General features: G+C 63.4%; 28 protein-coding genes. 18 read left to right on the top strand and 10 right to left on the bottom strand.

Annotated elements, in window-relative coordinates:
* Window positions 1-65 precede the first annotated feature (65 nt).
* Genes G471_RS0108250 through slmA form a run of 9 tightly spaced genes read left to right on the top strand, consistent with a single transcriptional unit; the run spans window position 66 to window position 6161 of the window.
* Window positions 66-317, top strand: coding sequence for an FmdB family zinc ribbon protein (locus G471_RS0108250; protein ID WP_028994941.1), 252 nt, complete (start codon window positions 66-68; stop codon window positions 315-317).
* Window positions 317-931 (top strand): DUF502 domain-containing protein, encoded by a 615-nt coding sequence (locus tag G471_RS0108245; RefSeq protein ID WP_028994940.1) that lies wholly within the window; start codon window positions 317-319, stop codon window positions 929-931. Before G471_RS0108250 ends, G471_RS0108245 begins: the two co-directional genes overlap by 1 nt.
* 19 nt (window positions 932-950) lie before the next feature.
* Window positions 951-2750: an aspartate--tRNA ligase gene (gene aspS, locus G471_RS0108240; RefSeq protein WP_028994939.1), complete on the top strand. Its 1800-nt coding sequence runs from the start codon at window positions 951-953 to the stop codon at window positions 2748-2750.
* Window positions 2751-2753: 3 nt separating this feature from the next.
* Window positions 2754-3116: a guanyl-specific ribonuclease gene (locus G471_RS0108235; RefSeq protein ID WP_028994938.1), complete on the top strand. Its 363-nt coding sequence runs from the start codon at window positions 2754-2756 to the stop codon at window positions 3114-3116.
* A complete protein-coding gene (locus G471_RS0108230) occupies window positions 3113-3478 on the top strand; it encodes a barstar family protein (protein ID WP_051295366.1) in 366 nt (121 codons plus the stop codon). The genes G471_RS0108235 and G471_RS0108230 overlap by 4 nt, the downstream gene beginning before the upstream one ends.
* The gene (nudB, locus tag G471_RS0108225) at window positions 3478-3942 is read left to right on the top strand and encodes a dihydroneopterin triphosphate diphosphatase (protein ID WP_028994936.1); all 465 of its coding nucleotides are present in this window, start codon (window positions 3478-3480) and stop codon (window positions 3940-3942) included. Before G471_RS0108230 ends, nudB begins: the two co-directional genes overlap by 1 nt.
* Before the next feature lie 48 nt (window positions 3943-3990).
* Window positions 3991-4878 (top strand): acetylglutamate kinase, encoded by an 888-nt coding sequence (gene argB, locus G471_RS0108220; protein ID WP_028994935.1) that lies wholly within the window; start codon window positions 3991-3993, stop codon window positions 4876-4878.
* A gap of 3 nt (window positions 4879-4881) precedes the next feature.
* On the top strand, window positions 4882-5523 hold the full coding sequence (locus G471_RS0108215; RefSeq protein ID WP_028994934.1) for a pyrimidine 5'-nucleotidase: 642 nt from the start codon (window positions 4882-4884) through the stop codon (window positions 5521-5523).
* 35 nt (window positions 5524-5558) lie between these two features.
* Entirely contained in the window at window positions 5559-6161 is a 603-nt protein-coding gene (slmA, locus tag G471_RS0108210; protein WP_028994933.1) for a nucleoid occlusion factor SlmA, read from the top strand.
* A 51-nt stretch (window positions 6162-6212) separates the two neighbouring features.
* On the opposite strand, the gene hemB is transcribed toward slmA, so the two are convergent.
* Together hemB and yihA are read right to left on the bottom strand one after the other, a co-directional pair.
* Window positions 6213-7214 carry a porphobilinogen synthase gene (hemB, locus tag G471_RS0108205; protein ID WP_211226407.1) on the bottom strand — a complete coding sequence of 334 codons (1002 nt, stop codon included), beginning with the start codon at window positions 7212-7214 and terminating at the stop codon, window positions 6213-6215.
* A gap of 98 nt (window positions 7215-7312) precedes the next feature.
* Window positions 7313-8011 (bottom strand): ribosome biogenesis GTP-binding protein YihA/YsxC, encoded by a 699-nt coding sequence (gene yihA, locus G471_RS0108200; RefSeq protein WP_028994931.1) that lies wholly within the window; start codon window positions 8009-8011, stop codon window positions 7313-7315.
* A 108-nt stretch (window positions 8012-8119) separates the two neighbouring features.
* Here yihA and G471_RS0108195 point away from each other — a divergent pair, with 108 nt between their 5' ends.
* The 5 genes from G471_RS0108195 (at window position 8120) to G471_RS0108175 (ending at window position 11776) form a co-directional block, all read left to right on the top strand.
* Window positions 8120-8755: a c-type cytochrome gene (locus G471_RS0108195; protein WP_028994930.1), complete on the top strand. Its 636-nt coding sequence runs from the start codon at window positions 8120-8122 to the stop codon at window positions 8753-8755.
* Between the two features lie 105 nt (window positions 8756-8860).
* Entirely contained in the window at window positions 8861-9292 is a 432-nt protein-coding gene (locus G471_RS0108190) for a CBS domain-containing protein (protein WP_028994929.1), read from the top strand.
* 2 nt (window positions 9293-9294) lie between these two features.
* Window positions 9295-10143 carry an HDOD domain-containing protein gene (locus G471_RS0108185; protein WP_028994928.1) on the top strand — a complete coding sequence of 283 codons (849 nt, stop codon included), beginning with the start codon at window positions 9295-9297 and terminating at the stop codon, window positions 10141-10143.
* Window positions 10144-10196: 53 nt separating this feature from the next.
* A complete protein-coding gene (msrP, locus tag G471_RS0108180; RefSeq protein WP_028994927.1) occupies window positions 10197-11120 on the top strand; it encodes a protein-methionine-sulfoxide reductase catalytic subunit MsrP in 924 nt (307 codons plus the stop codon).
* 2 nt (window positions 11121-11122) lie between these two features.
* Window positions 11123-11776: a protein-methionine-sulfoxide reductase heme-binding subunit MsrQ gene (locus G471_RS0108175; protein WP_028994926.1), complete on the top strand. Its 654-nt coding sequence runs from the start codon at window positions 11123-11125 to the stop codon at window positions 11774-11776.
* Here the strand turns inward: G471_RS0108175 and G471_RS0108170 are convergent.
* Both G471_RS0108170 and bioB read right to left on the bottom strand, forming a co-directional pair.
* Window positions 11773-12657, bottom strand: a complete 885-nt coding sequence (locus tag G471_RS0108170; protein WP_028994925.1) for a methyltransferase domain-containing protein — start codon at window positions 12655-12657, stop codon at window positions 11773-11775. The genes G471_RS0108175 and G471_RS0108170 overlap by 4 nt on opposite strands.
* Window positions 12654-13637, bottom strand: a complete 984-nt coding sequence (gene bioB / locus G471_RS0108165; RefSeq protein ID WP_028994924.1) for a biotin synthase BioB — start codon at window positions 13635-13637, stop codon at window positions 12654-12656. Before bioB ends, G471_RS0108170 begins: the two co-directional genes overlap by 4 nt.
* A gap of 115 nt (window positions 13638-13752) precedes the next feature.
* Here bioB and G471_RS0108160 point away from each other — a divergent pair, with 115 nt between their 5' ends.
* Complete coding sequence (locus G471_RS0108160; RefSeq protein ID WP_028994923.1) at window positions 13753-14427, top strand: ComF family protein; 675 nt, start codon at window positions 13753-13755, stop codon at window positions 14425-14427.
* 42 nt (window positions 14428-14469) lie between these two features.
* Entirely contained in the window at window positions 14470-14934 is a 465-nt protein-coding gene (trmL, locus tag G471_RS0108155) for a tRNA (uridine(34)/cytosine(34)/5-carboxymethylaminomethyluridine(34)-2'-O)-methyltransferase TrmL (protein ID WP_028994922.1), read from the top strand.
* A 9-nt stretch (window positions 14935-14943) separates the two neighbouring features.
* On the opposite strand, the gene G471_RS0108150 is transcribed toward trmL, so the two are convergent.
* The 6 genes from G471_RS0108150 to G471_RS0108125 are packed head-to-tail and all read right to left on the bottom strand — an operon-like array spanning window position 14944 to window position 17823.
* Window positions 14944-15933 (bottom strand): NAD(P)H-dependent glycerol-3-phosphate dehydrogenase, encoded by a 990-nt coding sequence (locus G471_RS0108150; protein ID WP_028994921.1) that lies wholly within the window; start codon window positions 15931-15933, stop codon window positions 14944-14946.
* Window positions 15930-16367, bottom strand: coding sequence for an SH3 domain-containing protein (locus G471_RS0108145; protein WP_028994920.1), 438 nt, complete (start codon window positions 16365-16367; stop codon window positions 15930-15932). Before G471_RS0108145 ends, G471_RS0108150 begins: the two co-directional genes overlap by 4 nt.
* Window positions 16368-16376: 9 nt before the next feature.
* Entirely contained in the window at window positions 16377-16835 is a 459-nt protein-coding gene (gene secB, locus G471_RS0108140) for a protein-export chaperone SecB (RefSeq protein ID WP_028994919.1), read from the bottom strand.
* Window positions 16836-16861: 26 nt separating this feature from the next.
* Complete coding sequence (gene grxC / locus G471_RS0108135; protein WP_028994918.1) at window positions 16862-17128, bottom strand: glutaredoxin 3; 267 nt, start codon at window positions 17126-17128, stop codon at window positions 16862-16864.
* A complete protein-coding gene (locus tag G471_RS0108130) occupies window positions 17125-17550 on the bottom strand; it encodes a rhodanese-like domain-containing protein (RefSeq protein ID WP_051295364.1) in 426 nt (141 codons plus the stop codon). Before G471_RS0108130 ends, grxC begins: the two co-directional genes overlap by 4 nt.
* Before the next feature lie 3 nt (window positions 17551-17553).
* Window positions 17554-17823 carry an ArsR/SmtB family transcription factor gene (locus G471_RS0108125; protein WP_051295369.1) on the bottom strand — a complete coding sequence of 90 codons (270 nt, stop codon included), beginning with the start codon at window positions 17821-17823 and terminating at the stop codon, window positions 17554-17556.
* Between the two features lie 127 nt (window positions 17824-17950).
* Here G471_RS0108125 and G471_RS0108120 point away from each other — a divergent pair, with 127 nt between their 5' ends.
* Together G471_RS0108120 and G471_RS0108115 are read left to right on the top strand one after the other, a co-directional pair.
* Window positions 17951-19288 (top strand): murein hydrolase activator EnvC family protein, encoded by a 1338-nt coding sequence (locus tag G471_RS0108120; RefSeq protein ID WP_081700165.1) that lies wholly within the window; start codon window positions 17951-17953, stop codon window positions 19286-19288.
* The gene (locus G471_RS0108115) at window positions 19285-20664 is read left to right on the top strand and encodes a S41 family peptidase (protein WP_051295363.1); all 1380 of its coding nucleotides are present in this window, start codon (window positions 19285-19287) and stop codon (window positions 20662-20664) included. The genes G471_RS0108120 and G471_RS0108115 overlap by 4 nt, the downstream gene beginning before the upstream one ends.
* Window positions 20665-20679: the final 15 nt, after the last annotated feature.

Raw genomic sequence — 20679 nt, 5'->3', positions numbered from 1 at the left:
GAATTGCCGACCCGATATAAAGGAAAAGCTCTTTCGGTTACAATTCAAGGTTTTGGAGGATTCCCATGCCGATTTACGAATATCGCTGCGACTCCTGCGGTTTTCAAAAGGAACACCTGCAGAAACTGAGCGATGCGCCGCTCACCGCCTGCCCGTCCTGCGGCCAGGAAAGCTATGCCAAATTGCTGTCGGCCGCCGGCTTCCAGCTCAAGGGCAGCGGCTGGTACGCCACCGACTTCAAGGGCGGTAGCGCCCCCAAGACCCCACCGCCCTGCCAGACAGGCGAAGGAAGCTGTTCATCGTGCGTGGCCAGCTGATCAAGCGCTATTTCATCACCGGACTGTTGATCTGGGTCCCGCTGGTCATCACGGCCTGGGTCCTGTCGGTCATCGTCAATACGCTTGATCAGACACTACACCTGTTGCCGGAAGTCCTGCATCCGCGCAACCTCTTCGGCTTCTCCATTCCCGGGGTCGGCGCCCTGCTGACCCTGGCGATCATCCTGTTTACCGGCCTGCTCGCCGCCAACTTCATCGGCGAAAAGCTGGTCCGCTGGTGGAATGCCCTGCTCTCCCGCATTCCTGTAGTCAACTCGGTCTACAAGGCGGTCAAGCAGGTTTCCGACACGCTGTTCGCACCAAACGGCAATGCCTTCCGCAAAGCCCTGCTGGTCCAGTACCCGCGTCATGGTGCCTGGACCATCGCCTTCCTGACCGGCCGACCCGGCGGCGACATCAAGAATCACCTCGACGGTGACTATGTCAGCGTCTATGTCCCGACCACACCGAATCCCACCTCGGGCTTTTTCCTGATGATGCCAAGGGCTGATGTCGTCGAACTCGACATGACGGTCGACGAAGCCCTCAAATACATCATCTCGATGGGTGTCGTGGCGCCACCGCCGCGTGCCCGTATCGTTACCCCTACTTAAGCAACCCCACGGAATCTCCATGCGTACCCATTACTGCGGACAACTCAACGCCGGCCTCGACGGCCAGATCGTCACCCTGTGCGGCTGGGCCCACCGTCGTCGCGACCACGGCGGCGTCATCTTCATCGACCTGCGCGACCGCGAGGGCCTGGCCCAGGTCGTCTGCGACCCGGATCGTGCTGACACTTTCAAGATCGCCGAATCGGTGCGCAACGAATTCTGCCTGAAGATCACCGGCAAGGTGCGTCCGCGTCCGGCCGGCACGACCAACGCCAACCTGGCTTCCGGCGAGATCGAAATCCTCTGCCATGAAATCGAAGTCCTGAATCCCTCGGTTACGCCGCCATTCCAGCTCGACGAGGAAAACCTCTCCGAGAACGTCCGCCTGACCCACCGCGTCATCGACCTGCGGCGTCCGCAGATGCAGAACAACCTGATGCTGCGCTACAAGACGGCCCGCGCTTTCCGCCGCTTCCTCGACGACAACGGCTTCATCGACGTCGAAACGCCGATGCTGACCAAGTCCACGCCGGAAGGCGCGCGCGACTACTTGGTTCCGTCGCGCGTCCATGCCGGCCAGTTCTTCGCCCTGCCGCAATCGCCGCAGCTGTTCAAGCAGTTGCTGATGGTCGCCGGCTTCGACCGCTACTACCAGATCACCAAGTGCTTCCGCGACGAGGACCTGCGCGCCGACCGCCAGCCGGAATTCACCCAGGTCGATATCGAGACCTCGTTCATGAGCGAGGCCGAGATCACCGCGCTGATGGAACAGCTGATCCGCCGCGTGTTCAAGGAAGCCATCGACGTCGACCTGCCGGAATTCCCGCGCATGACCTACGCCGAAGCCATGCGCCGCTTCGGCTCCGACAAGCCGGACCTGCGCGTCACCCTCGAACTGGTCGATGTCGCCGACGCCTTCAAGGATGTCGCCTTCAAGGTCTTCGCCAACATCGCCAACAGCGAAGGCGGCCGCATCGCCGCCATGCGCATTCCGGGCGGCGCCTCGCTGACCCGCGGCGAGATCGACGAGTACACCAAGTTCGTCGGCATCTACGGCGCCAAGGGCCTGGCCTACATCAAGGTCAACGACGTCACCCAGGTCAATGAAACCGGCCTGCAGTCGCCGATCGTCAAGAACCTCTCCGAAGCCTCGCTGCGTACCGTGCTCGAACGCACCGGCGCCCAGTCCGGCGACCTGATCTTCTTCGGCGCCGACAAGGCCAAGATCGTCAGCGACGCCCTCGGTGCGCTGCGCATCAAGATCGGCCACGAAAAGGGCTTCGTCACCGGCGCCAAGTGGGCGCCGCTGTGGGTCATCGACTTCCCGATGTTCGAGTACGACGACGAGTCCAAGCGCTGGACCGCCTGCCACCACCCGTTCACCAGCCCGAAGGACGAGCACCTCGAATTCCTCGCCACCGATCCGGGCAAGTGCCTGGCCAAGGCCTACGACCTGGCGCTGAACGGCTGGGAACTGGGCGGCGGTTCGGTGCGTATCCACCGCGCCGACGTGCAGGAAAAGGTTTTCGCTGCGCTCAACATCGGCCCGGAAGAACAGCAGGCCAAGTTCGGCTTCCTGCTCGACGCGCTGAAGTACGGCGCGCCGCCGCACGGCGGCCTGGCCTTCGGTCTGGATCGCATCGTCACCATGATGACCGGCGCCGAGTCGATCCGCGACGTGATTGCCTTCCCCAAGACCCAGCGCGCCCAGTGTCTGCTCACCGACGCCCCGTCGGCGGTCGACGAGAAGCAGTTGCGCGAACTGCACGTTCGCCTGCGCCAGAAGGTCGAAACCCAGGTCGAAATCACCCAGGGCTAAACCATGCGTGACCTGCAGCGCTTCCTGATCGTCCTGCTGCTGGCGATCGGAAGCGCTTTTGCCTTCTGGAACACCAGCAGCGACCGGCAGACGATCGATGTCGCCCGCCTGCCGCCCGAGGCTCGCGAGACGCTGGCGCTGATCAAGCAGGGCGGCCCGTTCCCGTACCAGCGCGACGGCATCGTCTTCAATAATTTCGAAAAGCTGCTGCCGCTGCAGCCGCGCGGCTACTACCGCGAATACACGGTGAAGACGCCCGGCCGCAAGGACCGCGGCCCGAAGCGCATCGTCGCCGGCAAGGAAGCCGAGTACTACTACACGGAAGACCACTACAAGTCCTTCCGGCGCATCCGGGAGTCGCCATGAAGCCAGCCATGCACGGCGTTTTCCAGCTCGCCGGCGGCCAGACGCCAACGGCGGATGTCACGGTCGACCTGGGAAAATGCACAAAAACTGCTGAACTGCTCCGGCAACTGGGCAAGGCGCTGAGTTTTCCCGACTGGTACGGCGCCAATTTCGACGCCCTCTTCGACTGCCTGAGCGACCCGGATATCCCGGCGCGGATTCATCTGCACGGCCTGAACACCTACGCCCAGCGCCACCCGGATCATTTCGTCGTGCTCGTCGAGGTCCTGCGTGCCGCCTGCGAGGCCCGTGCCGAAGCCGAGGCGCCGCTGACCATCTGGCTCGACGTCGCCGCCGACCTGCCGCTCTGGCCCGGCACGTGATGGCCTACAAGCAGCCGGAATCCGTCCTCGTCGTCATCCACACCCGGGAACTGGAAGTCCTGCTGCTCGAACGCGCCCGCCAGCCCGGCCTGTGGCAGTCGGTCACCGGCAGCCGCGAAGGCGACGAAACGCCGCTCGCCACCGCCCGCCGCGAAGTCCTCGAGGAAACCGGCATTGACTGCCAGCACTATGCGCTCAGCGACTGGCGCATTGAAAACACCTACGAGATCTTCGCCAGCTGGCGCCATCGCTACGCCCCCGGCACCACCCACAACACCGAGCGGGTATTCGCGCTCGAGCTGCCCGGGCGCATCGCCATCGCCACCGCCCCCGACGAGCATCGCGCCCACTGCTGGCTGCCCTGGGAGGAAGCTGCCGAACGCTGCTTCTCATGGAGCAACCGGGATGCCATCCGCTTGCTCTCTGTTCTGGCAATGAGCAAGGCGCCAGGCCCGACACCGTAGCGGGCATTTTCTTTGTACAATCCGCGGCGATCCCTTCTGGAGTTCGCCATGCCCCTAGAAAACCTCAGCCCCGGCACCAAGGCCGCCGTCCTGGCCGAAGCCCTGCCCTACATCAAGCGTTTCCACGGCAAGACCATCGTCGTCAAATACGGCGGCAACGCGATGACCGACGAGCACCTGAAAAGCTGCTTCGCCCGCGACGTCGTCCTCCTCGAACTGATCGGCTTCAACATCGTCGTTGTGCACGGCGGCGGTCCGCAGATCGAGAACCTGCTGACCCGCGTCGGCAAGAAGGGCGAGTTCATCCAGGGCATGCGCGTCACCGACGCCGAAACCATGGAAGTCGTCGAAATGGTACTCGGCGGCCAGGTCAACAAGGACATCGTCAACCTGATCAACCAGCACGGCGGCAAGGCCGTCGGCCTGACTGGCAAGGATGGCAACTGCATCCGCGCCAAAAAGCTGATGCTGGAAAACAAGGACAATCCGGGCGACCTGATCGATGTCGGCCAGGTCGGTGAGATCACCAAGATCGACCCGTCGCTGATCGACCACCTCGACAAGGCCTCGTTCATCCCGGTGATCGCCCCGATCGGTGTCGGCGACAACGGCGAGACCTACAACATCAACGCCGACGTCGTCGCCGGCAAGATCGCCGAAGTGCTCAAGGCCGAGAAGCTGGTGCTGCTGACCAACACGCCGGGCGTGCTCGACAAGGCCGGCAACCTGATCACCGGCATCACGCCCAAGGAGATCGACGAGATGGTCGCCGACGGCACGCTGTCCGGCGGCATGCTGCCGAAGATCGGCTCGGCCCTTGACGCCGCCCGCAACGGCGTCAAGGGCGTGCACATCATCGACGGCCGCGTCGAACACGCGCTGCTACTCGAAATCCTGACCGACCACGGCGTCGGCACGATGATCAAGTCGCACTAAACCATGCGCGGGGAACGCGTCTGGTTGTTCGATCTCGACAACACGCTGCACAACGCCTCCCCGCACATTTTCCCGCACATCAACCGGGCGATGCGCGAGTACATCGTGCGCCACCTCGGCCTCGACGAAAATGCCGCCAACCGGCTGCGCCAGGATTACTGGCAGCGCTACGGCGCAACCCTGCTCGGGCTGATCCGCCACCACGCAATCGATCCGCATCATTTCCTGCACGAAACCCACCAGTTTCCCGACCTTGCCCGCATGCTGGTGTTCGAGAAACCGCTGCTGCACACGCTCAGGCGCCTACCCGGACGCAAGATCCTATTCTCCAACGCGCCGCGCGCTTACGCCGAGGCGGTCCTTGAACTGACCGGACTGGCCCGTCACTTTGCTGCGGTCTACACGGTTGAGAGCCTGAAATTCCGGCCCAAGCCGATGCCACAGGGCTTCCGCACGCTGCTGCGCGCCGAACGCCTCGACCCACACCGCTGCATCATGGTCGAGGACAGCCTGGCCAACCTCGTCACCGCCCGCAAGCTCGGCATGAAAACCGTGTGGGTGAGCGCTGGCTCTCGCCGTTCGCCCTACGTCGACGTCCAGGTTTCCTCGGTGCTGCAATTGCCGCAACGCTGCGCTCGTCTATAATCCGGGCACAAAAAATTCTTCGAGGGACAACATCGATGGCGACCAAACCGGGCGAACGCCGCCTGCAGATCCTGCAAACCCTGGCTGAAATGCTGGAAACCCCGAAAGGGGAAAAGATCACCACCGCCGCCCTGGCCGGCAAGCTGGAATGTTCAGAAGCTGCGCTCTACCGCCACTTCGCCAGCAAGGCACAGATGTTCGAAGGGCTGATCGAGTTCATCGAGCAGAGCCTGTTCGGCGTCATCAACCAGATCACCGGTGAGGAAGAGCGCGGTTTCCGCCAGATCGAACTGATCCTCGGCCTGCTGCTCAACTTCGCCCAGAAGAACCGCGGCATGACCCGGGTACTGATCGGCGACGCGCTGGTCAACGAGAACGAACGCCTGCAACTGCGCATCAACGCGCTGCTCGACAAGGTCGAGGCAGCGCTCAAGCAGGCCCTGCGCATCGCCGCGACCCAGGAAAAGTTCAAGGCCGACGCCGATTTCGGGGCGCTGGCCAACCTGTTGCGCTGCTACGTCGTCGGCCGCTGGGAACAATACGCCCGCTCCGGCTTCAGCCGCGAGCCGCTGGCGCAATGGCCGCAGCAATGGCCGATGCTCTACTTCGCCTGCCTGTCGCAGGCCGGCGACGCGTAAACGCCAAGGGCGGCCCGTCGGCCGCCCTTTTTGCTTCCTTTCAGCGCCGGATCAAGCCTTCAGGTATTCCGCCGCGTCGAGCGCAAAATAGGTCAGGATGCCGTCGGCGCCAGCGCGCTTGAACGCCAGCAGGCTCTCCAGCACCACCGCCCGCTCGTCGAGCCAGCCGTTCTGCGCCGCCGCCTTGATCATCGCGTATTCACCGCTGACCTGGTAGGCGTAGGTCGGCACCCCGAACTCGTCCTTGACCCGGCGGACAATGTCCAGATACGGCATGCCCGGCTTGACCATGACCATGTCGGCCCCCTCCTCGATATCGAGGGCGACCTCGCGCAGCGCTTCGTCGCCGTTGGCCGGGTCCATCTGGTAGGTGTATTTGTTGCCCTTGCCGAGATTGCCGGCCGAACCGACGGCATCGCGGAAAGGCCCGTAGAAGCTCGACGCATACTTGGCCGAATACGCCAGAATGCGCGTGTGAATCTGGCCATTACGCTCCAGCGCCTCACGGATGCGACCGACACGCCCGTCCATCATGTCCGACGGCGCCACCACGTCGGCACCGGCTTCGGCATGGCACAGCGCCTGCCGCACCAGGACATCGAGCGTTTCGTCGTTGAGCACGTAACCGCTGTCGTCGATCAACCCATCCTGACCATGACTGGTGTAGGGATCAAGCGCGACGTCGGTGATCACGCCAAGTTCGGGAAAGGCCTGCTTGAGCGCACGCACCGCCCGCGGCACCAGACCCTGGGGGTTGTAAGCCTCCTCGGCGCCGAGCGACTTCAACGGTGCGTCGATCACCGGAAACAGCGCCAGCGCCGGAATACCCAGCTTGACTGCCCGTTCGGCGGTACGCAACAGCACATCGAGCGACTGGCGCTCGACGCCGGGCATCGAAACCACTTTCTCGATCCGGCCTTCGCCTTCGAGAACAAAAACCGGATAGATGAAGTCATCGGCCGTCAGCACCGACTCGCGCATCAGGCGCCGCGAAAAATCGTCGCGCCGCATCCGGCGCATGCGGGTTCCGGGAAAGTTGCCAGCCATCGTCATCCCTACCTTCAAAAATAAAACGAAAAATTTAAACCGCCGCGGAACTTTCCGCGTTGACCTGCGTCACATGCACAAGATGGCACGCGCTGTCTCCCGCTTCACCTCCCTGAGCGGGTGCCTTGACCACGTTGAGGCATTTTGGCCCCCGGACTCCCCTTATCCGGGGGCCCTTTCTTTTCCGGCGCCTTTTTTGGCGGCAATTCAATGCCCAGCCAGCCGGCGAGCACCGCTTCCGCCTCCTCGACACCGGTTTTCTTCAGGCTGGAGAAGAGCTGTACGCTGTACGCCCCTTCCCCCCAGCTCGCCAGCTCCGCCTTGACCGCACGCAGCACCTTGGTCTGGTCCTGACGCGACAACTTGTCGGCCTTCGACAGCAGGATGTGGATCGGCCGGCCGGTCGGCCGGAACCAGTCGATCAGGTTGCGATCGAGATCGGTAAACGGCCGGCGGCAATCCATGATCACCACCAGCCCGACCAGGGGGCCACGCCGGCTGAGATAGGGACCGATCAGCCCCTCCCATTGCGTGCGAATCTCTTCTGGCGCCTTGGCATAGCCATAGCCGGGAAGGTCGACGAAATACTTGCCGGCCGCCAGCGTGAAATAATTCAGATGCTGCGTCCGCCCCGGCGTCTTGCTGACGAAGGCGAGGCGGACCCGGCCGGCGAGCGTGTTGATTGCCGATGATTTTCCGGCATTCGACCGCCCGGCGAAGGCCACTTCGCTGATCGCATCGTCGGGAAGATCACGCAGATTGGCAACGGTCGTATGGAAAATCGCGTTCTGGAAGAGAGGCATAAAAAACGCGGAAGACCCGCCTAGGTGAAGGGAAACTGATATAGAATAACAGGTTTGTAACTTCCGTTCCGGCCAAAGCGCCCATTCATGCGCACTAGGAGTTCGAAAATGATTCGTACCGCGGCAATGGCAATCCTGTTTGCCACCAGTTTCGTCACCCACGCTGCCGACCAGGCATCCGCCAAGGCCGACCCGGCCAAGGGCAAGCTCGTCGCAGAATCGATCTGCGTTGCCTGCCACGGCGTCGATGGCAACAGTGCAAGCTCGGCCAACCCGCATCTGGCCGGCCAGATCGAACAGTACATCTACAAGCAACTGGTCAACTTCCAGGCGGTTGATGACAAGCCCGCGGCGCGTGACAACGCCATCATGGCCGGCATGGTTGCCGCGCTGACCGACGAAGACAAGCGCAACGTCGCTGCCTGGTACGCCAGCCAGAAGCTCAAACCGGAAGCAGCCAAGAACGAAGCCAGCATTGCCCTGGGCAAGAAACTGTGGCGCCAGGGTGACTTCAAGAAGGGCATTCCGGCCTGCGCCGGCTGCCACGGCCCGGCCGGTGCCGGCCTGCCGGCCCAGTACCCTCGCCTGGCCGGCCAGTTTGCCGAATACACCGAAGCCCAGCTGAAGGCTTTCCGCGCCGAGGAACGCGCCAACGACCCGGAAAAAATGATGCGCATGATTGCCGCGAAGTTGTCCGACGTCGAAATCAAGGCCGTCGCCGACTACGCTGCCGGCCTGCGCTGAGCCTCGTCAGAAAGCAAGCACAGGGCAGCCTGCGGGCTGCCTTTGTTCTTTCTGACGACCGCGTTTAGACTGTCGTTACCACCAACAAAAACGCGGAGACCGAACATGAAGACACTCAAGCAACTCCTGGCGGAAAAAACCGCCCCGCTGGCCGTCACCGCACCCGACGACACTGTTTACCAGGCGCTCTGCGTCATGGCCGAGCACAACGTCGGCGCCCTGCTGGTACTGCAGGAAGGCAAGCTGGTCGGCATTTTTTCGGAGCGCGACTATGCCCGCAAGCAGATTCGCAACCACCGCTCGTCCAAGGAAACCCCGGTCCGAGACCTGATGAGTTCTCGGGTTGCCTATGTCGGTCTGCAGGCGACCCTTGAGGAGTGCATGTCGCTGATGACGGAAAAGCGTTTCCGCCACCTGCCGGTACTCGATGATCAGGGCCAGGTCCTCGGCATCCTGTCGATCGGCGACCTGGTCAAGGAAACCATCAGCGCCCAGCAATTCCTGATCGAGGAACTCGAGCGTTACATCGCCAGTTGACCATGAGCGCGCACGACAGCATTCACTTCCGCATCCTGGAGGACATCGCCCGCGAACTGTCCGGCGATGTCAATTTCCCGACCTGCCTGGATGCGGCGCTGCTCGTGCGCAACACGCTCAAGGATCCATTCGCCAATCTGGAAAAAGTCGTCCAGGTGGTCGGCGTCGAGCCGCTGATTTCCAGCAAATTGCTGCGCCTGGCCAACTCGGTCAGCTACAACCCCTCCGGCAAGGTCAGCAGCGACCTGGCGATGGCCATCAGCCGCATCGGCTTCGACTCGGTCCGCACCATCTCCCTGGCGGTCGCCATGGACCAGATGCTGAAGTCGCGCAATCTGGCCAATTACGAGAACATTGCCCATAACGCCTGGGCCCACTCGATTCACGTCGCCGCCATCGCCCGGGTGCTGGCCCGCCGCCTCGGCCGGATCAACCCGGATGATGCAATGATGGCCGGCCTGGTGCACGACATCGGCGTCTTCTACCTGCTCTACCGGGCCACCGAATACCCCGAATACCGCAACAATCGCGAAGCCATGCTCGAGTTGCTGGTCGGCTGGCACGAAGGGATCGGCGAAAGCCTGTTGCATGCCCTGGGTATCCCCGAGAGAATCACCGAAGCCATCCGCGATCACGACCGCCTGCAGAATGTCGAGGCCCCCTGCACCGTGCGCGACGTACTCTATTTTGCCAACCTGCTGGCCGGTGGCGACAAGGAGTGGATGGGCAAGGATATCGCCCCGGAAACCCGTGAGCTGCGCGACGCCGACCGCGCCCGCTATCTCGACCTGGTCGAGGAAGCCGAAGAGGACATCGGTGATCTGCGGCTCGCACTCAGTCTGCGTGACTGAACCCAGCCCGGCCAAACGGGTCTCACCTCACTACCAGTCACAGGGAGAACGCGATGTTTCGCTTTCCCACGCCCCCCGCTTCGGAAATCACGCCGAAAACACAATGGTCCCGCCGTCGATTGCTGCTGGCTGCCGGTGCGCTGACCCTGCCGTCGTTCACCCGGGCCAGCCCGAACGACACCGCCCAGCCCTTGCCCTATCGACGCAACCCGGCCTGGGACCCTGACGACAAGCCGACGCCTTTCGACGCCGTCAGCAGTTACAACAACTTCTACGAATTCGGCCCGGACAAGGACAGTCCGAAAGCCAACGCCCAGAGCTTGCGCATTTCTCCGTGGACCGTCACGGTCGATGGAGAAATTGCCCGGCCCCAGACTTTCGACATCGATGAAATCATCCGCTGGGGATTGGAAGAGCGCATCTACCGCCTGCGCTGCGTCGAGGGCTGGAGCGCGGTGATTCCCTGGCTCGGCCTGCCGATGAGCGAACTGATCCGACGAGTTCAGCCGACCAGCAAGGCCAAGTACGTGGTATTCACCAGCCTGGCCGATCCGGCGCAGATGCCCAGGGTGCGCCTGCCTGTCCTGGACTGGCCGTACACCGAGGCGCTGCGCATCGATGAGGCAGCCAATCCACTGACCCTGCTGGCCGTCGGCATGTACGGTAACCGTCTGCCCAGGCAGAACGGCGCCCCGATCCGCCTGGTTGTTCCCTGGAAGTACGGCTTCAAGAGCGCCAAATCCATCGTCCGCATCCACTTCGCCGAACAGGCCCCGCGTACCACCTGGAACAAGGCGGCACCGCATGAATACGGTTTCTACGCCAACGTCAATCCGGATGTCGCTCATCGGCGCTGGTCGCAGGAAAGCGAACGCCGCCTGGGGGAATTCCGCAAACGCCCCACCCTGCCCTTCAACGGCTACGCCGAACAGGTTGCCCATCTTTACGCAGGCATGGACCTGCGCCGGAATTACTGAGCATGCACCAGAAAATCATCACCACGGCCAGAGCCTTGGTCTTCTTCGCCTCGACCCTTCCCCTGGCCTGGCTGGCATGGCTCGCCGCTAGCGACGCCCTGGGCGCCAATCCGGTCGAGACGGTGCAACGCTATACCGGCCTCTGGACACTCAACTTCCTGCTGCTGACACTGAGCGCGTCGCCGTTGCGTGCCATCACCAGCCAGCACTGGCTGTTGCGCCTGCGCCGGATGCTGGGACTATTCACGTTTACCTATGCCTGCCTGCACCTGTTGTCGTTCGTCGGCTTCGACCATGACTTCTCGGCCCAGGCGATTGCCCGCGACATCCTGAAGCGCCCCTTCATCAGCATCGGTTTTGCCGCTTTCGCGCTGCTCGTGCCGCTGGCCCTGACCTCGAATGCCTGGGCGGTCCGCCGGCTGGGCGGCAAACGCTGGCAGGAACTGCATCGCAGCATCTACCTGATCGCCATCCTCGCCTGCCTGCATTTCCTCTGGCTGAGCAAGATCACTGAAATTGCCCAGCCGCTGGCCTACGCCGTACTGACCGGCCTGCTGCTGTGGTGGCGGGTGCAGAACCGCAAGCAGCGGGCCATCCCAGCCCCCCGCACGACACAGGTCCAGGCCGTCAAGTTCTTCCGTAAACGGCCGGATTAACGTCCGCGTTCGAAACGGATGATGGCACGACCGTCGGCCGTCTGTCTCGGCGGCGCCTTCCAGGCATGGCCGTAGATGACCTCGAAGGTCGCCGGCAGACGACCGTCGCTGCGCAGGCGCTCGTAGGCCTGGCGCATCGCCGCCAGTCGGCCGGGCGGGGTCAGGCCATGACGGCGCGCCTTCATCGCGCACGCAGAACCCGCCGCACGCAATTCGGCAAACAGCGCGTCAACGCTGTCGTAAGTCAGCGTGATCACTTCCATGTCCATCACCGGGTCGGAGAAACCACACTCGACCAGCATGTCGCCCAGATCGTGCATGTCGGTGAAGCGCTGGGTATGGGCATAGCCGTCACTGAACGCTGACCGCAACTCGTGCAGCGTATCCGGCCCCAGCGTCGAGAACATCAGCAGGCCGCCGACTTCCAGCACGCGATGCGCTTCGGCCAGCGCCGGCAGAGGATTGTCGAGCCAGTGCAGGACCAGATTCGACCACAGCAAACCGGCGCAACCGCCAGCCAGGGGCAAGCGCTCGACATCGCCGCAAATGCGTTGCCCATCCCGCCGGCCCAGGCCGAGCAGGCGCTGCCAGCCGGGACGCGGCTCACGGCCGGCGACCAGCATCGCTTGGGAGTTGTCCAGAGCGAGCACTTCGGCAGCAGGAAAACGCGCAGCCAGACCAGCCAGGCTCGCCCCCCGGCTACAGCCGAGATCGACGATGCGCCTCGGGGTCAGGCGAACGTAATCCAGGCGCTCCTGCATCCGGCGGTCGACTTCGCGGGCGAAAAAATCGCCCCGGTCATAGACGCCGGCAATACGCGAAAACCGCCGCCCGACCTGAGCGGCGTCGACAAAACCGGACAGCGGGTTGTCGGGGTTCAAACCGCCTTCAGACCGAGGCGGGCAAACAGCCCGTCATCGCGATCGACGTCCGGGTTGCCCGTGGTCAGCAGGTGGTCGCCGTAGAACATCGAGTTGGCGCCGGCCAGGAAACACAGAGCCTGCAACTCGTCGCTCATTTCCTGACGCCCGGCCGACAGACGCACCCAAGAACGCGGCATGGCGATGCGGGCAGCGGCGATGGTCCGCACGAACTCGAAGGGATCGAGACGCGGTTTGTCGGCCAGCGGCGTTCCCGGAATCGGCACGAGGTTGTTGATCGGCACCGACTCCGGCGGCGTCGGCAGATTGGCCAGTTGCACGATCAGTGCCGCCCGGTTCTTGCGCGATTCGCCCATGCCGATGATGCCGCCCGAACAAACGTTGATGCCGGCGTCGCGCACCTGGTCGAGCGTATCCAGACGGTCGTCGTGGGTGTGCGACTTGATCACCTGACCGTAGAATTCCTTGTCGGTATCGAGATTGTGGTTGTAGTAATCGAGACCGGCTTCCTTCAGCTTCTCGGCCTGGCCTTCCTTGAGCATGCCGAGCGTCACGCAGGTCTGCATGCCGAGCGCCTTGACCTCGCGCACCATCGCCAGCACCTTGTCGAGGTCGTTGTCCTTGGGACCGCGCCAGGCAGCGCCCATGCAGAAACGCGATGCGCCCTTTTCCTTCGCCGTCTTCGCCGCGGCCACCACCTCGTCGAGCGGCATCAGGCGCTCGCGTTCGAGATCGGTGTCGTAACGTGCCGACTGCGAACAGTAGCTGCAGTCCTCCGAACAACCTCCGGTCTTGACGGAGAGCAAGGTCGAGCGTTGAATGGCATTAGCATCAAAATTCTCGCGATGCACCTGCTGGGCACGGAAAACCAGATCCATCAGCGGCATGTCGTAAAGCGCCAAGACCTCGTCTATCGTCCAGCGATGAACCGGGGTCGTCTGGGCACAGGAGGCGGAAACGGAGAGGGCACTGGATTGCATGAAAAACCTTACAAAAAGTCCTGTTAAATCAACAGCAAACGCTGACGGTAATTATGAATTATCCGAGACGCCGGCGAGGAAGTCAATTTTACCCGAGTCTCCGGCATTCGCGCCGATGCGTGTATGGCAAGGCCTGTTACCGAACAATTGCTTGCTTTGCGCCGGCCTCGCCGGCGACGCCTTGTTGTGCCCGGATTGCCAGAACGACCTGCCGGCATTGCCGGCAAAGCAATGCCCCTGCTGCGGCGAACAGACCACGCATGGCGAGCGCTGCGGCGCCTGTCTGAAGCAGGCGCCGCACTTCGCCGGGGTATACGCCTTGTACCGCTACACCTTCCCGCTCGACCGGCTGATCCAGGCCCTCAAGTACCAGCACCGGCTGCCGCTCGCCGCCTGGTTCGGACGTCAACTGGCCGAACTTGTCCCGGCCGGCGAGCACAACCGGATCATCCCCTTGCCGCTGCATCCGTCCCGGCTACGCGAACGCGGTTTCAACCAGGCCATGGAAATCGCCCGCACGCTCGGCCGCTGCCTGAATCTTCCGGTCGACCACGACAGCCTGCAGCGTTGCCGGGCAACGCCGCCCCAGGCCGGGCTGCCGCTCAAGGACAGACACGGCAACGTGCGCGGCGCCTTCGCCTGCGGCAACGACCTCAGCGGCTGCCGCATCCTGCTGGTGGACGATGTCCTGACCAGCGGCGCCACCGCCGACGAGTGCGCCCGCGTCCTCGCCCTGCACGGCGCGACCAGCATCCACGTCGCCGTCGTCGGGCGTGCGCTGAAGGGCTGAATCCGTGCTTTAATCGCCAGCTTCGTCCAGATCATCCGCACCGTGTTCGCCGTCGTCCTCTACCAGCCCGAAATTCCGCCCAATACCGGCAACATCATCCGCATGTGCGCCAACACCGGGGCCGAACTCCATCTCGTCGAACCGCTCGGTTTCGACCTCAGCGACAAGCATCTGCGGCGTGCCGGGCTGGATTATCACGAGTACGCGCGCATCGTCCGCCACGCCGACTGGCAGGCGTGCCAGGCGGCACTGGCGCCACGGCGCATGTTTGCAATGACCACCCGGGGCAGTCGCAATCTCTATTCCGTCGATTTCCGCGACGGCGACGTCTTCGTTTTCGGTCAGGAAACAGCCGGACTGCCGCCCGACATCCGCGATGCCTTTCCGGCCGATTGCCGGCTGCGACTGCCGATGCGGGCCGGCCAGCGCAGCCTCAACCTGTCGAATGCAGCAGCGGTGACGATTTTCGAGGCCTGGCGGCAGATCGGTTTCGCCGACGCCGTCTAGGCCGGAAGATCAGGCCAGCTCTTCCTTGGGATCGCGGGCCATCAGTTGGTCGACGGCTGCAGCTGCCGTCAGGCGACCGTCGAGGACCGCCGCGACCGCCACGCTGATCGGCATGTCGATATCGAGTTCGCGGGCCAGGCGGTCTGTTTCGCGCGCTGTATACACCCCTTCGGCAACATGCCCGAGGGCCGCCAGCACTTCGGCGAGCGTCTGCCCACGGGCCAGCCCCAAACCGACGCGACGATTGCGCGACAGGTCGCCGGTGCAGGTCAGGATCAGGTCGCCCATGCCGGCCAGCCCCATGAAGGTTTCGCGCTGCCCGCCGAGGGCCACGCCGAGGCGGGCGATTTCGGCCAGACCGCGGGTGATCAGCGCGGCACGCGAATTGAGCCCGAGGCCCAGACCGTCGCAGACACCGGTTGCGATGGCCAGCACGTTCTTTACCGCACCACCGACCTCGACGCCAATCAGGTCATCGTTGGCATAGATGCGCAGGCGGTTGCTGTGCAGCGCCCGTGCCGTTTCTCGGGCGAAGCACGGATCGTTGGCGGCCAGTGCGACAGCAGTCGGCTGGGCGGCAGCCACTTCCTCGGCAAAACTGGGACCGGACAGGGCACCGCAAACCGCATCGTCGCCCAGCACTTCGGCAACGACCTGATGCGGCAGCTTGCCGGTTTCCGCCTCGAAGCCCTTGCACACCCATAGCAGCGGCGTCCGGCAGGAAAGCGCCTTGAGCCGCTCGAGTGTCGGTCGCAGACCGGCGATCGGCGTGGCGATGATGAGCAGTTCGGCCTGAGCGACTGCTGCTGCAAAATCGGTAGACAGCGCAATGCTGTCGGGCAGTCGATAGCCCGGCAGGAAACGACGATTCTCGCGGGTCGCCTCGATTTCCTCGGCGACGTCGGTTTCGCGCGACCACAGGGTCACCGCATGGCTGTCGGCAAAGGCAATCGACAGCGCACTACCCCAGGCCCCGGCACCAATCAACGTCAGCTTCATGTGCCCCAGACCTGAGTGCTGCGGACGAAACCGGTGGCGCCGTCGCGGTGGCGCACCTTCACCCAGCCCGGCGCGCCCGTCGCCAGGTAATCGACGACCAGCCATTTATCCAGGCTGGCGAGCACCGGCGCATCGTCGCGATCGGCCTGGCGCAGTTCGCCACGCGCAGCGATGACCATCACGGTGCGCCGCTCGGCCAGTTGGGCGGCTTCGATCCAGGCCAGCGTGCCTTCGGCATCGCGTACCTTGAACCAGCCTTCCAGGCGGACAACAACCTCGACCGGCGTCTGGGCGCGGATGAGGTAAAGCTTTTTCGCCATTTGCGACGGCGCGTCGTAAAGAATGGCCGCCGGCCCCACGACCGAACGGTAATCGCTGGCCATTGCCGGCAAGGCAAACAGCAGCGCCCACAGGGCGGGAAACAGGCGGCGCATGCTCAGGCCTTACTGCAGCGGGGTGTCGGGAGCCGGCTGCTGCTCCTGCAGGCGCTGCATGTACATCGCCTCGAAATTCACCGGCTGCAGGACGATGGGCTGGAAACCGGCACGCGTCACGGCGTCGGAAACCGCTTCGCGGGCATACGGGAACAGCACGTTCGGGCAGGCGATGGAAACCAGCGGCTCCAGTTGCTCTTCCGGCACGTTGAGGATGCGGAAGATGCCGGCCTGGCCGACTTCGACCAGGAACACGGTCTTTTCACCGATGGCGGCGGTCACCGTCACGGTCAGGACGACTTCAAAGGTACCTTCGCCAACACCACGGCCGGTCGAATTCAACTGGACCGTCACCTGCGGCGCTTCCTGCTCCAGGAAAATTTCCGGCGCGTTCGGCACTTCGACCGACAGATCCTTGATGTAAAGCTTTTCGATGCCGAAGACCGGCTGTTCGTTGTTCTGTTCCATGTTTCTCTTTCTGGTGGTTAATCGGTTCAGGCTTCGCCGGCCAGCAAGGGCAACAGCTTGCCGGCGGCATCGAGCGCATGCAGGTCGTCGCAACCGCCGACATGCGTCTCGCCAATGAAGATTTGCGGCACGGTACGCCGCCCGGTTTTCTGCATCATTTCATCCCGACGTTCCGGGTCGAGATCAACCCGGATTTCCTCGATCTCGCTGACCCCACGCGCATTCAGCAGGCGCTTGGCGCGAACGCAGTAAGGGCAGATTTCGGTGGTGTACATCCGGACCGGCTGGTTCATTTCTTCTTGCTTCCCTTGTGCAGCGGGTAGCTGGCCGCATTCCACGCATCGACACCGCCGCTCAGGTTATACAGCTTCTCGAAACCCTTCTGCTTGAGCTCGCGACAGGCCTTGTTCGAGCGCATGCCGGCGGCACAGCAGACGATCAGCGGCTTGTCCTTGAACTTCTCGATCTCGTGCAGACGATCCAGCAGCTTGCCCCCCGGAATGTTGATCGCATCCGGGATATGACCGCCGGCGAACTCGCTGCTCTCGCGTACGTCGAGCACCCGGGCATCCTCGCGATTGATCAGCAGGGTGGCCTCGCCCGGATTGACGGCGGTGCCGACCGGACGGAAGAACATCGGCCACAGCAGACCGAGGCCGCTGATGATGACGATAGAAACGAGCAGGATGTTCTGGTTGATGAAATCCATCGGCATTACTTAACTCTCCACACCACAAAAAACTTCGCGCATCATGCCGACGAGCTGCAGGGTGCGCTGATCGCCCACCCGATAGAAAACACGATTGGCGTCCTTGCGCGTCAGCAGCACGCCCTTTTCGCGCAGAATGGCCAGATGCTGGGAAATATTGCTCTGCGAGGTGCCTACCTGCTCGACAATGTCCTGCACGCACGCCTCCTGGTCGCCGACCACGCACAGTATCTTCAGGCGCAGCGGGTGGGCGATCGCCTTCAGTGCGCGAGCCGCCATTTCGATGTGTTCCTGCTTGTCGATCAGATTGAAGGAAGGCGCGTCCAAGATAAAACCCCAGATTGGTTGAACGGTTGATTATAGAATAAGCCCTGCCTTTCATAGAACCGATTCCAGAATTTCCCTGATGCCCCACCTTCCAGTCGGCATGGCTGCCGATTCGGCCGCTTCCCTATCGCGACTGCTGCTCGCCTGCGTACTTCTGCTGGCCTGCGCCGTCGGCGACGTGCACGCCCAACGCTCGGCCAGCGCCCCCGAAGTCGCAGAAAAACGCGCCGACCTCGACGAGCTGCGCAACCGGATCGAATCCCTGCGCAAGGAATTGTCGTCCAGCGAAGGCAGCCGGGCCGACGCCGCCGACCGCCTGCGCGAATCGGAACGCCAGATTTCCCGCCTGCAGCGCAAGCTGCATGAACTTGGCCAGCAACGCGGACAATTGCAGAATCAGCTGCAGGCACTTGAAAACCAGTCGGCCGAACTGGGCCTGACGCTCAACCAGCAGCAGCAGCAACTGGAAAAGCTGCTCTACCGCCAATACCTTCGCGGCAACCCGGACTCGCTGCAATTGCTGCTCAACGGCGACGACCCGAATCAACTGGCGCGCGACCTCCATTACCTTTCGGCCATCGCCGCCGCCCGAGCCGAAATGATGGGCGAGATCCGCAACACCATCCGGCAAAAGGAACGCCTGGCAGCCAGCACGCGCGAGCGGACCACAGAATTGGCAGCGGTCGAAAGCGAACAGAAGCAGAACCACGCCGAACTGGAGAAACAGCGCCAGGAGCGCAAGGCACTGCACGCCGAGATATCCGACAAGGTCCGCGCCCAACGCCGCGAGATCGGCGCCCTGCAGCGCGACGAAAAGCGCATGACCCAACTGGTCGAACGCCTGTCACGCATCCTCGCCCAGCAGGCCGCCAAGGCCGCGGAAGATGAGCGCCGGCGCCGCCAGGCAGCGGCCGAAGCGGCCCGCCGCCCGCAAACCGCCTCGCCGGGAACACGCGAACCGGCGCCGCCGGCCCAGGCCAGCGGGGCGGAAAACCGTTACGAGCCGGTCGCCAACGACGGCAGTTTCGCCAAGCAACGTGGCAAACTGCGCCTGCCGGTGCGCGGCACGGTCATCGGCCGCTTCGGCCGCCCCCGCGACGGCGGCGGCCAATGGCGCGGGTTGTTCATCCGTACCGACACCGGCAGTCCGGTCAAGGCCGTGGCCAACGGCCGCGTCGTCTTCTCCGAGTGGATGCGCGGCTTCGGCAACCTGCTGATCGTCGATCACGGCGACGCCTACCTGTCGATCTACGGCAACAACGATTCGCTGCTCAAGCAGGTCGGCCAGGCCGTCAGCGGCGGCGAGACGATCGCCACCGTCGGCAATACCGGAGGCAATCCGGAATCCGGTTTATACTTTGAAATCCGCCACAAAGGGCAACCGATCGACCCCATGTCATGGGCCAGTCTGAAATGAGCAAATTCAAAACCTTGAGCCTTACCGTCGGCGCCTTCGTTGCCGGCGCCCTGATCACGCTGCAGCTGCCGGCCTTCGCCGAGAAGGATGCGCGTGCCGGCCTGCCGATCGAAGACCTGCGTACTTTCGCCGAGGTTTATAGCGCGATCAAACAGGGTTACGTCGAGCCGGTCGATGACAAGAAGATGATCGCCAACGCGATCTCCGGCCTGTTGTCCAATCTCGACCCGCACTCTGCCTACCTCGATGCCGATTCGTTCAAGGATCTGCAGGTCGGCACCCAGGGAGAGTTCGGCGGCCTCGGCATCGAAGTCGGCATGGAAGACGGCCTGGTCAAGGTCGTCTCGCCGATCGAGGACACGCCCGCCTACCGGGCCGGCGTCAAGGCCGGCGACCTGATCTTCAAGCTCGACGACACCCCGGTCAAGGGCCTGAGCCTGTCCGATGCGGTCAAGAAGATGCGCGGCAAGCCCAAGACCGCCATCCGCCTGAGCATCCTGCGTAAAGGCGAGAGCAAGCCGTTGGAAATCACGCTGGTCCGCGAAGTCATCAAGGTGCAGAGCGTCAAGTCAAAAATTGTCGAACCCGGCTACGCCTGGGTCCGCATCACCCAGTTCCAGGAAGCCACGGTACCCGACCTGGCCAAGCATCTGAGCAATGTTTACAAGGAAGGCGATCTCAAGGGCCTGGTGCTCGACCTGCGCAACGATCCGGGCGGCCTGCTCCACGGCGCCATCGGCGTTTCCGCCGCCTTCCTGCCGCCGGACACCAAGGTCGTATCGACCGATGGCCGGACCCCGGACGCCAAACAGGAGTTCCTCGCCCGGCCGCGCGACTACCTGCGCGGCACCCGCGAAGATCCGTTGCGCAACCTGCCGGTCGGCGTCAAGAAAGTCCCGATGGTGGTACTGGTCAATGGCGGCTCGGCCTCGGCTTCGGAAATCGTCGCCGGTGCACTGCAGGATCACAAGCGCGCCGCCATCGTCGGCACCCAGACCTTCGGCAAGGGTTCCGTCCAATCGGTCCTGCCGCTACCCAACAACACCGCGATCAAGCTGACCACGGCCCGCTATTACACGCCGGAAGGCCGTTCGATCCAGGCCAAGGGCATCACCCCGGACATCGTCGTTGAGGAAAGCCCCAACGGCAGCAGCGCCGCCCGTGTTCGCGAGGCCGATCTGGAACGCCACCTCGAGGACAAGCGCGAAGCCGCCAAGGACGAAAGCAAGCCGGCACCGGCCAAACCGGCTGGCAAGCAGGACAAGGAAGAAAGCGACGAAATGCCGGCCCGCCTGGAATACGCCAGCCAGAACGACTACCAGTTCCAGCAGGCGCTGAACATCCTCAAGGGCCTGCAGATCATGCAGGGCAAGTAGACATCAGGCATCCGA

This window comes from Azonexus hydrophilus DSM 23864 (genome assembly GCF_000429605.1).
Classification (GTDB): Bacteria; Pseudomonadota; Gammaproteobacteria; order Burkholderiales; family Rhodocyclaceae; genus Azonexus; species Azonexus hydrophilus.
This window is presented reverse-complemented; position numbering and strand designations above follow the sequence as displayed.

Coding starts and splice junctions, on each gene's coding strand:
- G471_RS0108250 (WP_028994941.1), top strand. CDS start 66: ATGCCGATTTACGAATATCGCTGCGACTCCTGCGGTTTTCAAAAGGAA.
- aspS (WP_028994939.1), top strand. CDS start 951: ATGCGTACCCATTACTGCGGACAACTCAACGCCGGCCTCGACGGCCAG.
- G471_RS0108235 (WP_028994938.1), top strand. CDS start 2,754: ATGCGTGACCTGCAGCGCTTCCTGATCGTCCTGCTGCTGGCGATCGGA.
- G471_RS0108230 (WP_051295366.1), top strand. CDS start 3,113: ATGAAGCCAGCCATGCACGGCGTTTTCCAGCTCGCCGGCGGCCAGACG.
- nudB (WP_028994936.1), top strand. CDS start 3,478: ATGGCCTACAAGCAGCCGGAATCCGTCCTCGTCGTCATCCACACCCGG.
- argB (WP_028994935.1), top strand. CDS start 3,991: ATGCCCCTAGAAAACCTCAGCCCCGGCACCAAGGCCGCCGTCCTGGCC.
- G471_RS0108215 (WP_028994934.1), top strand. CDS start 4,882: ATGCGCGGGGAACGCGTCTGGTTGTTCGATCTCGACAACACGCTGCAC.
- slmA (WP_028994933.1), top strand. CDS start 5,559: ATGGCGACCAAACCGGGCGAACGCCGCCTGCAGATCCTGCAAACCCTG.
- hemB (WP_211226407.1), bottom strand. CDS start 7,214: ATGACGATGGCTGGCAACTTTCCCGGAACCCGCATGCGCCGGATGCGG.
- yihA (WP_028994931.1), bottom strand. CDS start 8,011: ATGCCTCTCTTCCAGAACGCGATTTTCCATACGACCGTTGCCAATCTG.
- G471_RS0108195 (WP_028994930.1), top strand. CDS start 8,120: ATGATTCGTACCGCGGCAATGGCAATCCTGTTTGCCACCAGTTTCGTC.
- G471_RS0108190 (WP_028994929.1), top strand. CDS start 8,861: ATGAAGACACTCAAGCAACTCCTGGCGGAAAAAACCGCCCCGCTGGCC.
- G471_RS0108185 (WP_028994928.1), top strand. CDS start 9,295: ATGAGCGCGCACGACAGCATTCACTTCCGCATCCTGGAGGACATCGCC.
- msrP (WP_028994927.1), top strand. CDS start 10,197: ATGTTTCGCTTTCCCACGCCCCCCGCTTCGGAAATCACGCCGAAAACA.
- G471_RS0108175 (WP_028994926.1), top strand. CDS start 11,123: ATGCACCAGAAAATCATCACCACGGCCAGAGCCTTGGTCTTCTTCGCC.
- bioB (WP_028994924.1), bottom strand. CDS start 13,637: ATGCAATCCAGTGCCCTCTCCGTTTCCGCCTCCTGTGCCCAGACGACC.
- G471_RS0108160 (WP_028994923.1), top strand. CDS start 13,753: ATGCGTGTATGGCAAGGCCTGTTACCGAACAATTGCTTGCTTTGCGCC.
- G471_RS0108150 (WP_028994921.1), bottom strand. CDS start 15,933: ATGAAGCTGACGTTGATTGGTGCCGGGGCCTGGGGTAGTGCGCTGTCG.
- G471_RS0108145 (WP_028994920.1), bottom strand. CDS start 16,367: ATGCGCCGCCTGTTTCCCGCCCTGTGGGCGCTGCTGTTTGCCTTGCCG.
- secB (WP_028994919.1), bottom strand. CDS start 16,835: ATGGAACAGAACAACGAACAGCCGGTCTTCGGCATCGAAAAGCTTTAC.
- grxC (WP_028994918.1), bottom strand. CDS start 17,128: ATGAACCAGCCGGTCCGGATGTACACCACCGAAATCTGCCCTTACTGC.
- G471_RS0108130 (WP_051295364.1), bottom strand. CDS start 17,550: ATGCCGATGGATTTCATCAACCAGAACATCCTGCTCGTTTCTATCGTC.
- G471_RS0108125 (WP_051295369.1), bottom strand. CDS start 17,823: ATGGCGGCTCGCGCACTGAAGGCGATCGCCCACCCGCTGCGCCTGAAG.
- G471_RS0108120 (WP_081700165.1), top strand. CDS start 17,951: ATGCCCCACCTTCCAGTCGGCATGGCTGCCGATTCGGCCGCTTCCCTA.
- G471_RS0108115 (WP_051295363.1), top strand. CDS start 19,285: ATGAGCAAATTCAAAACCTTGAGCCTTACCGTCGGCGCCTTCGTTGCC.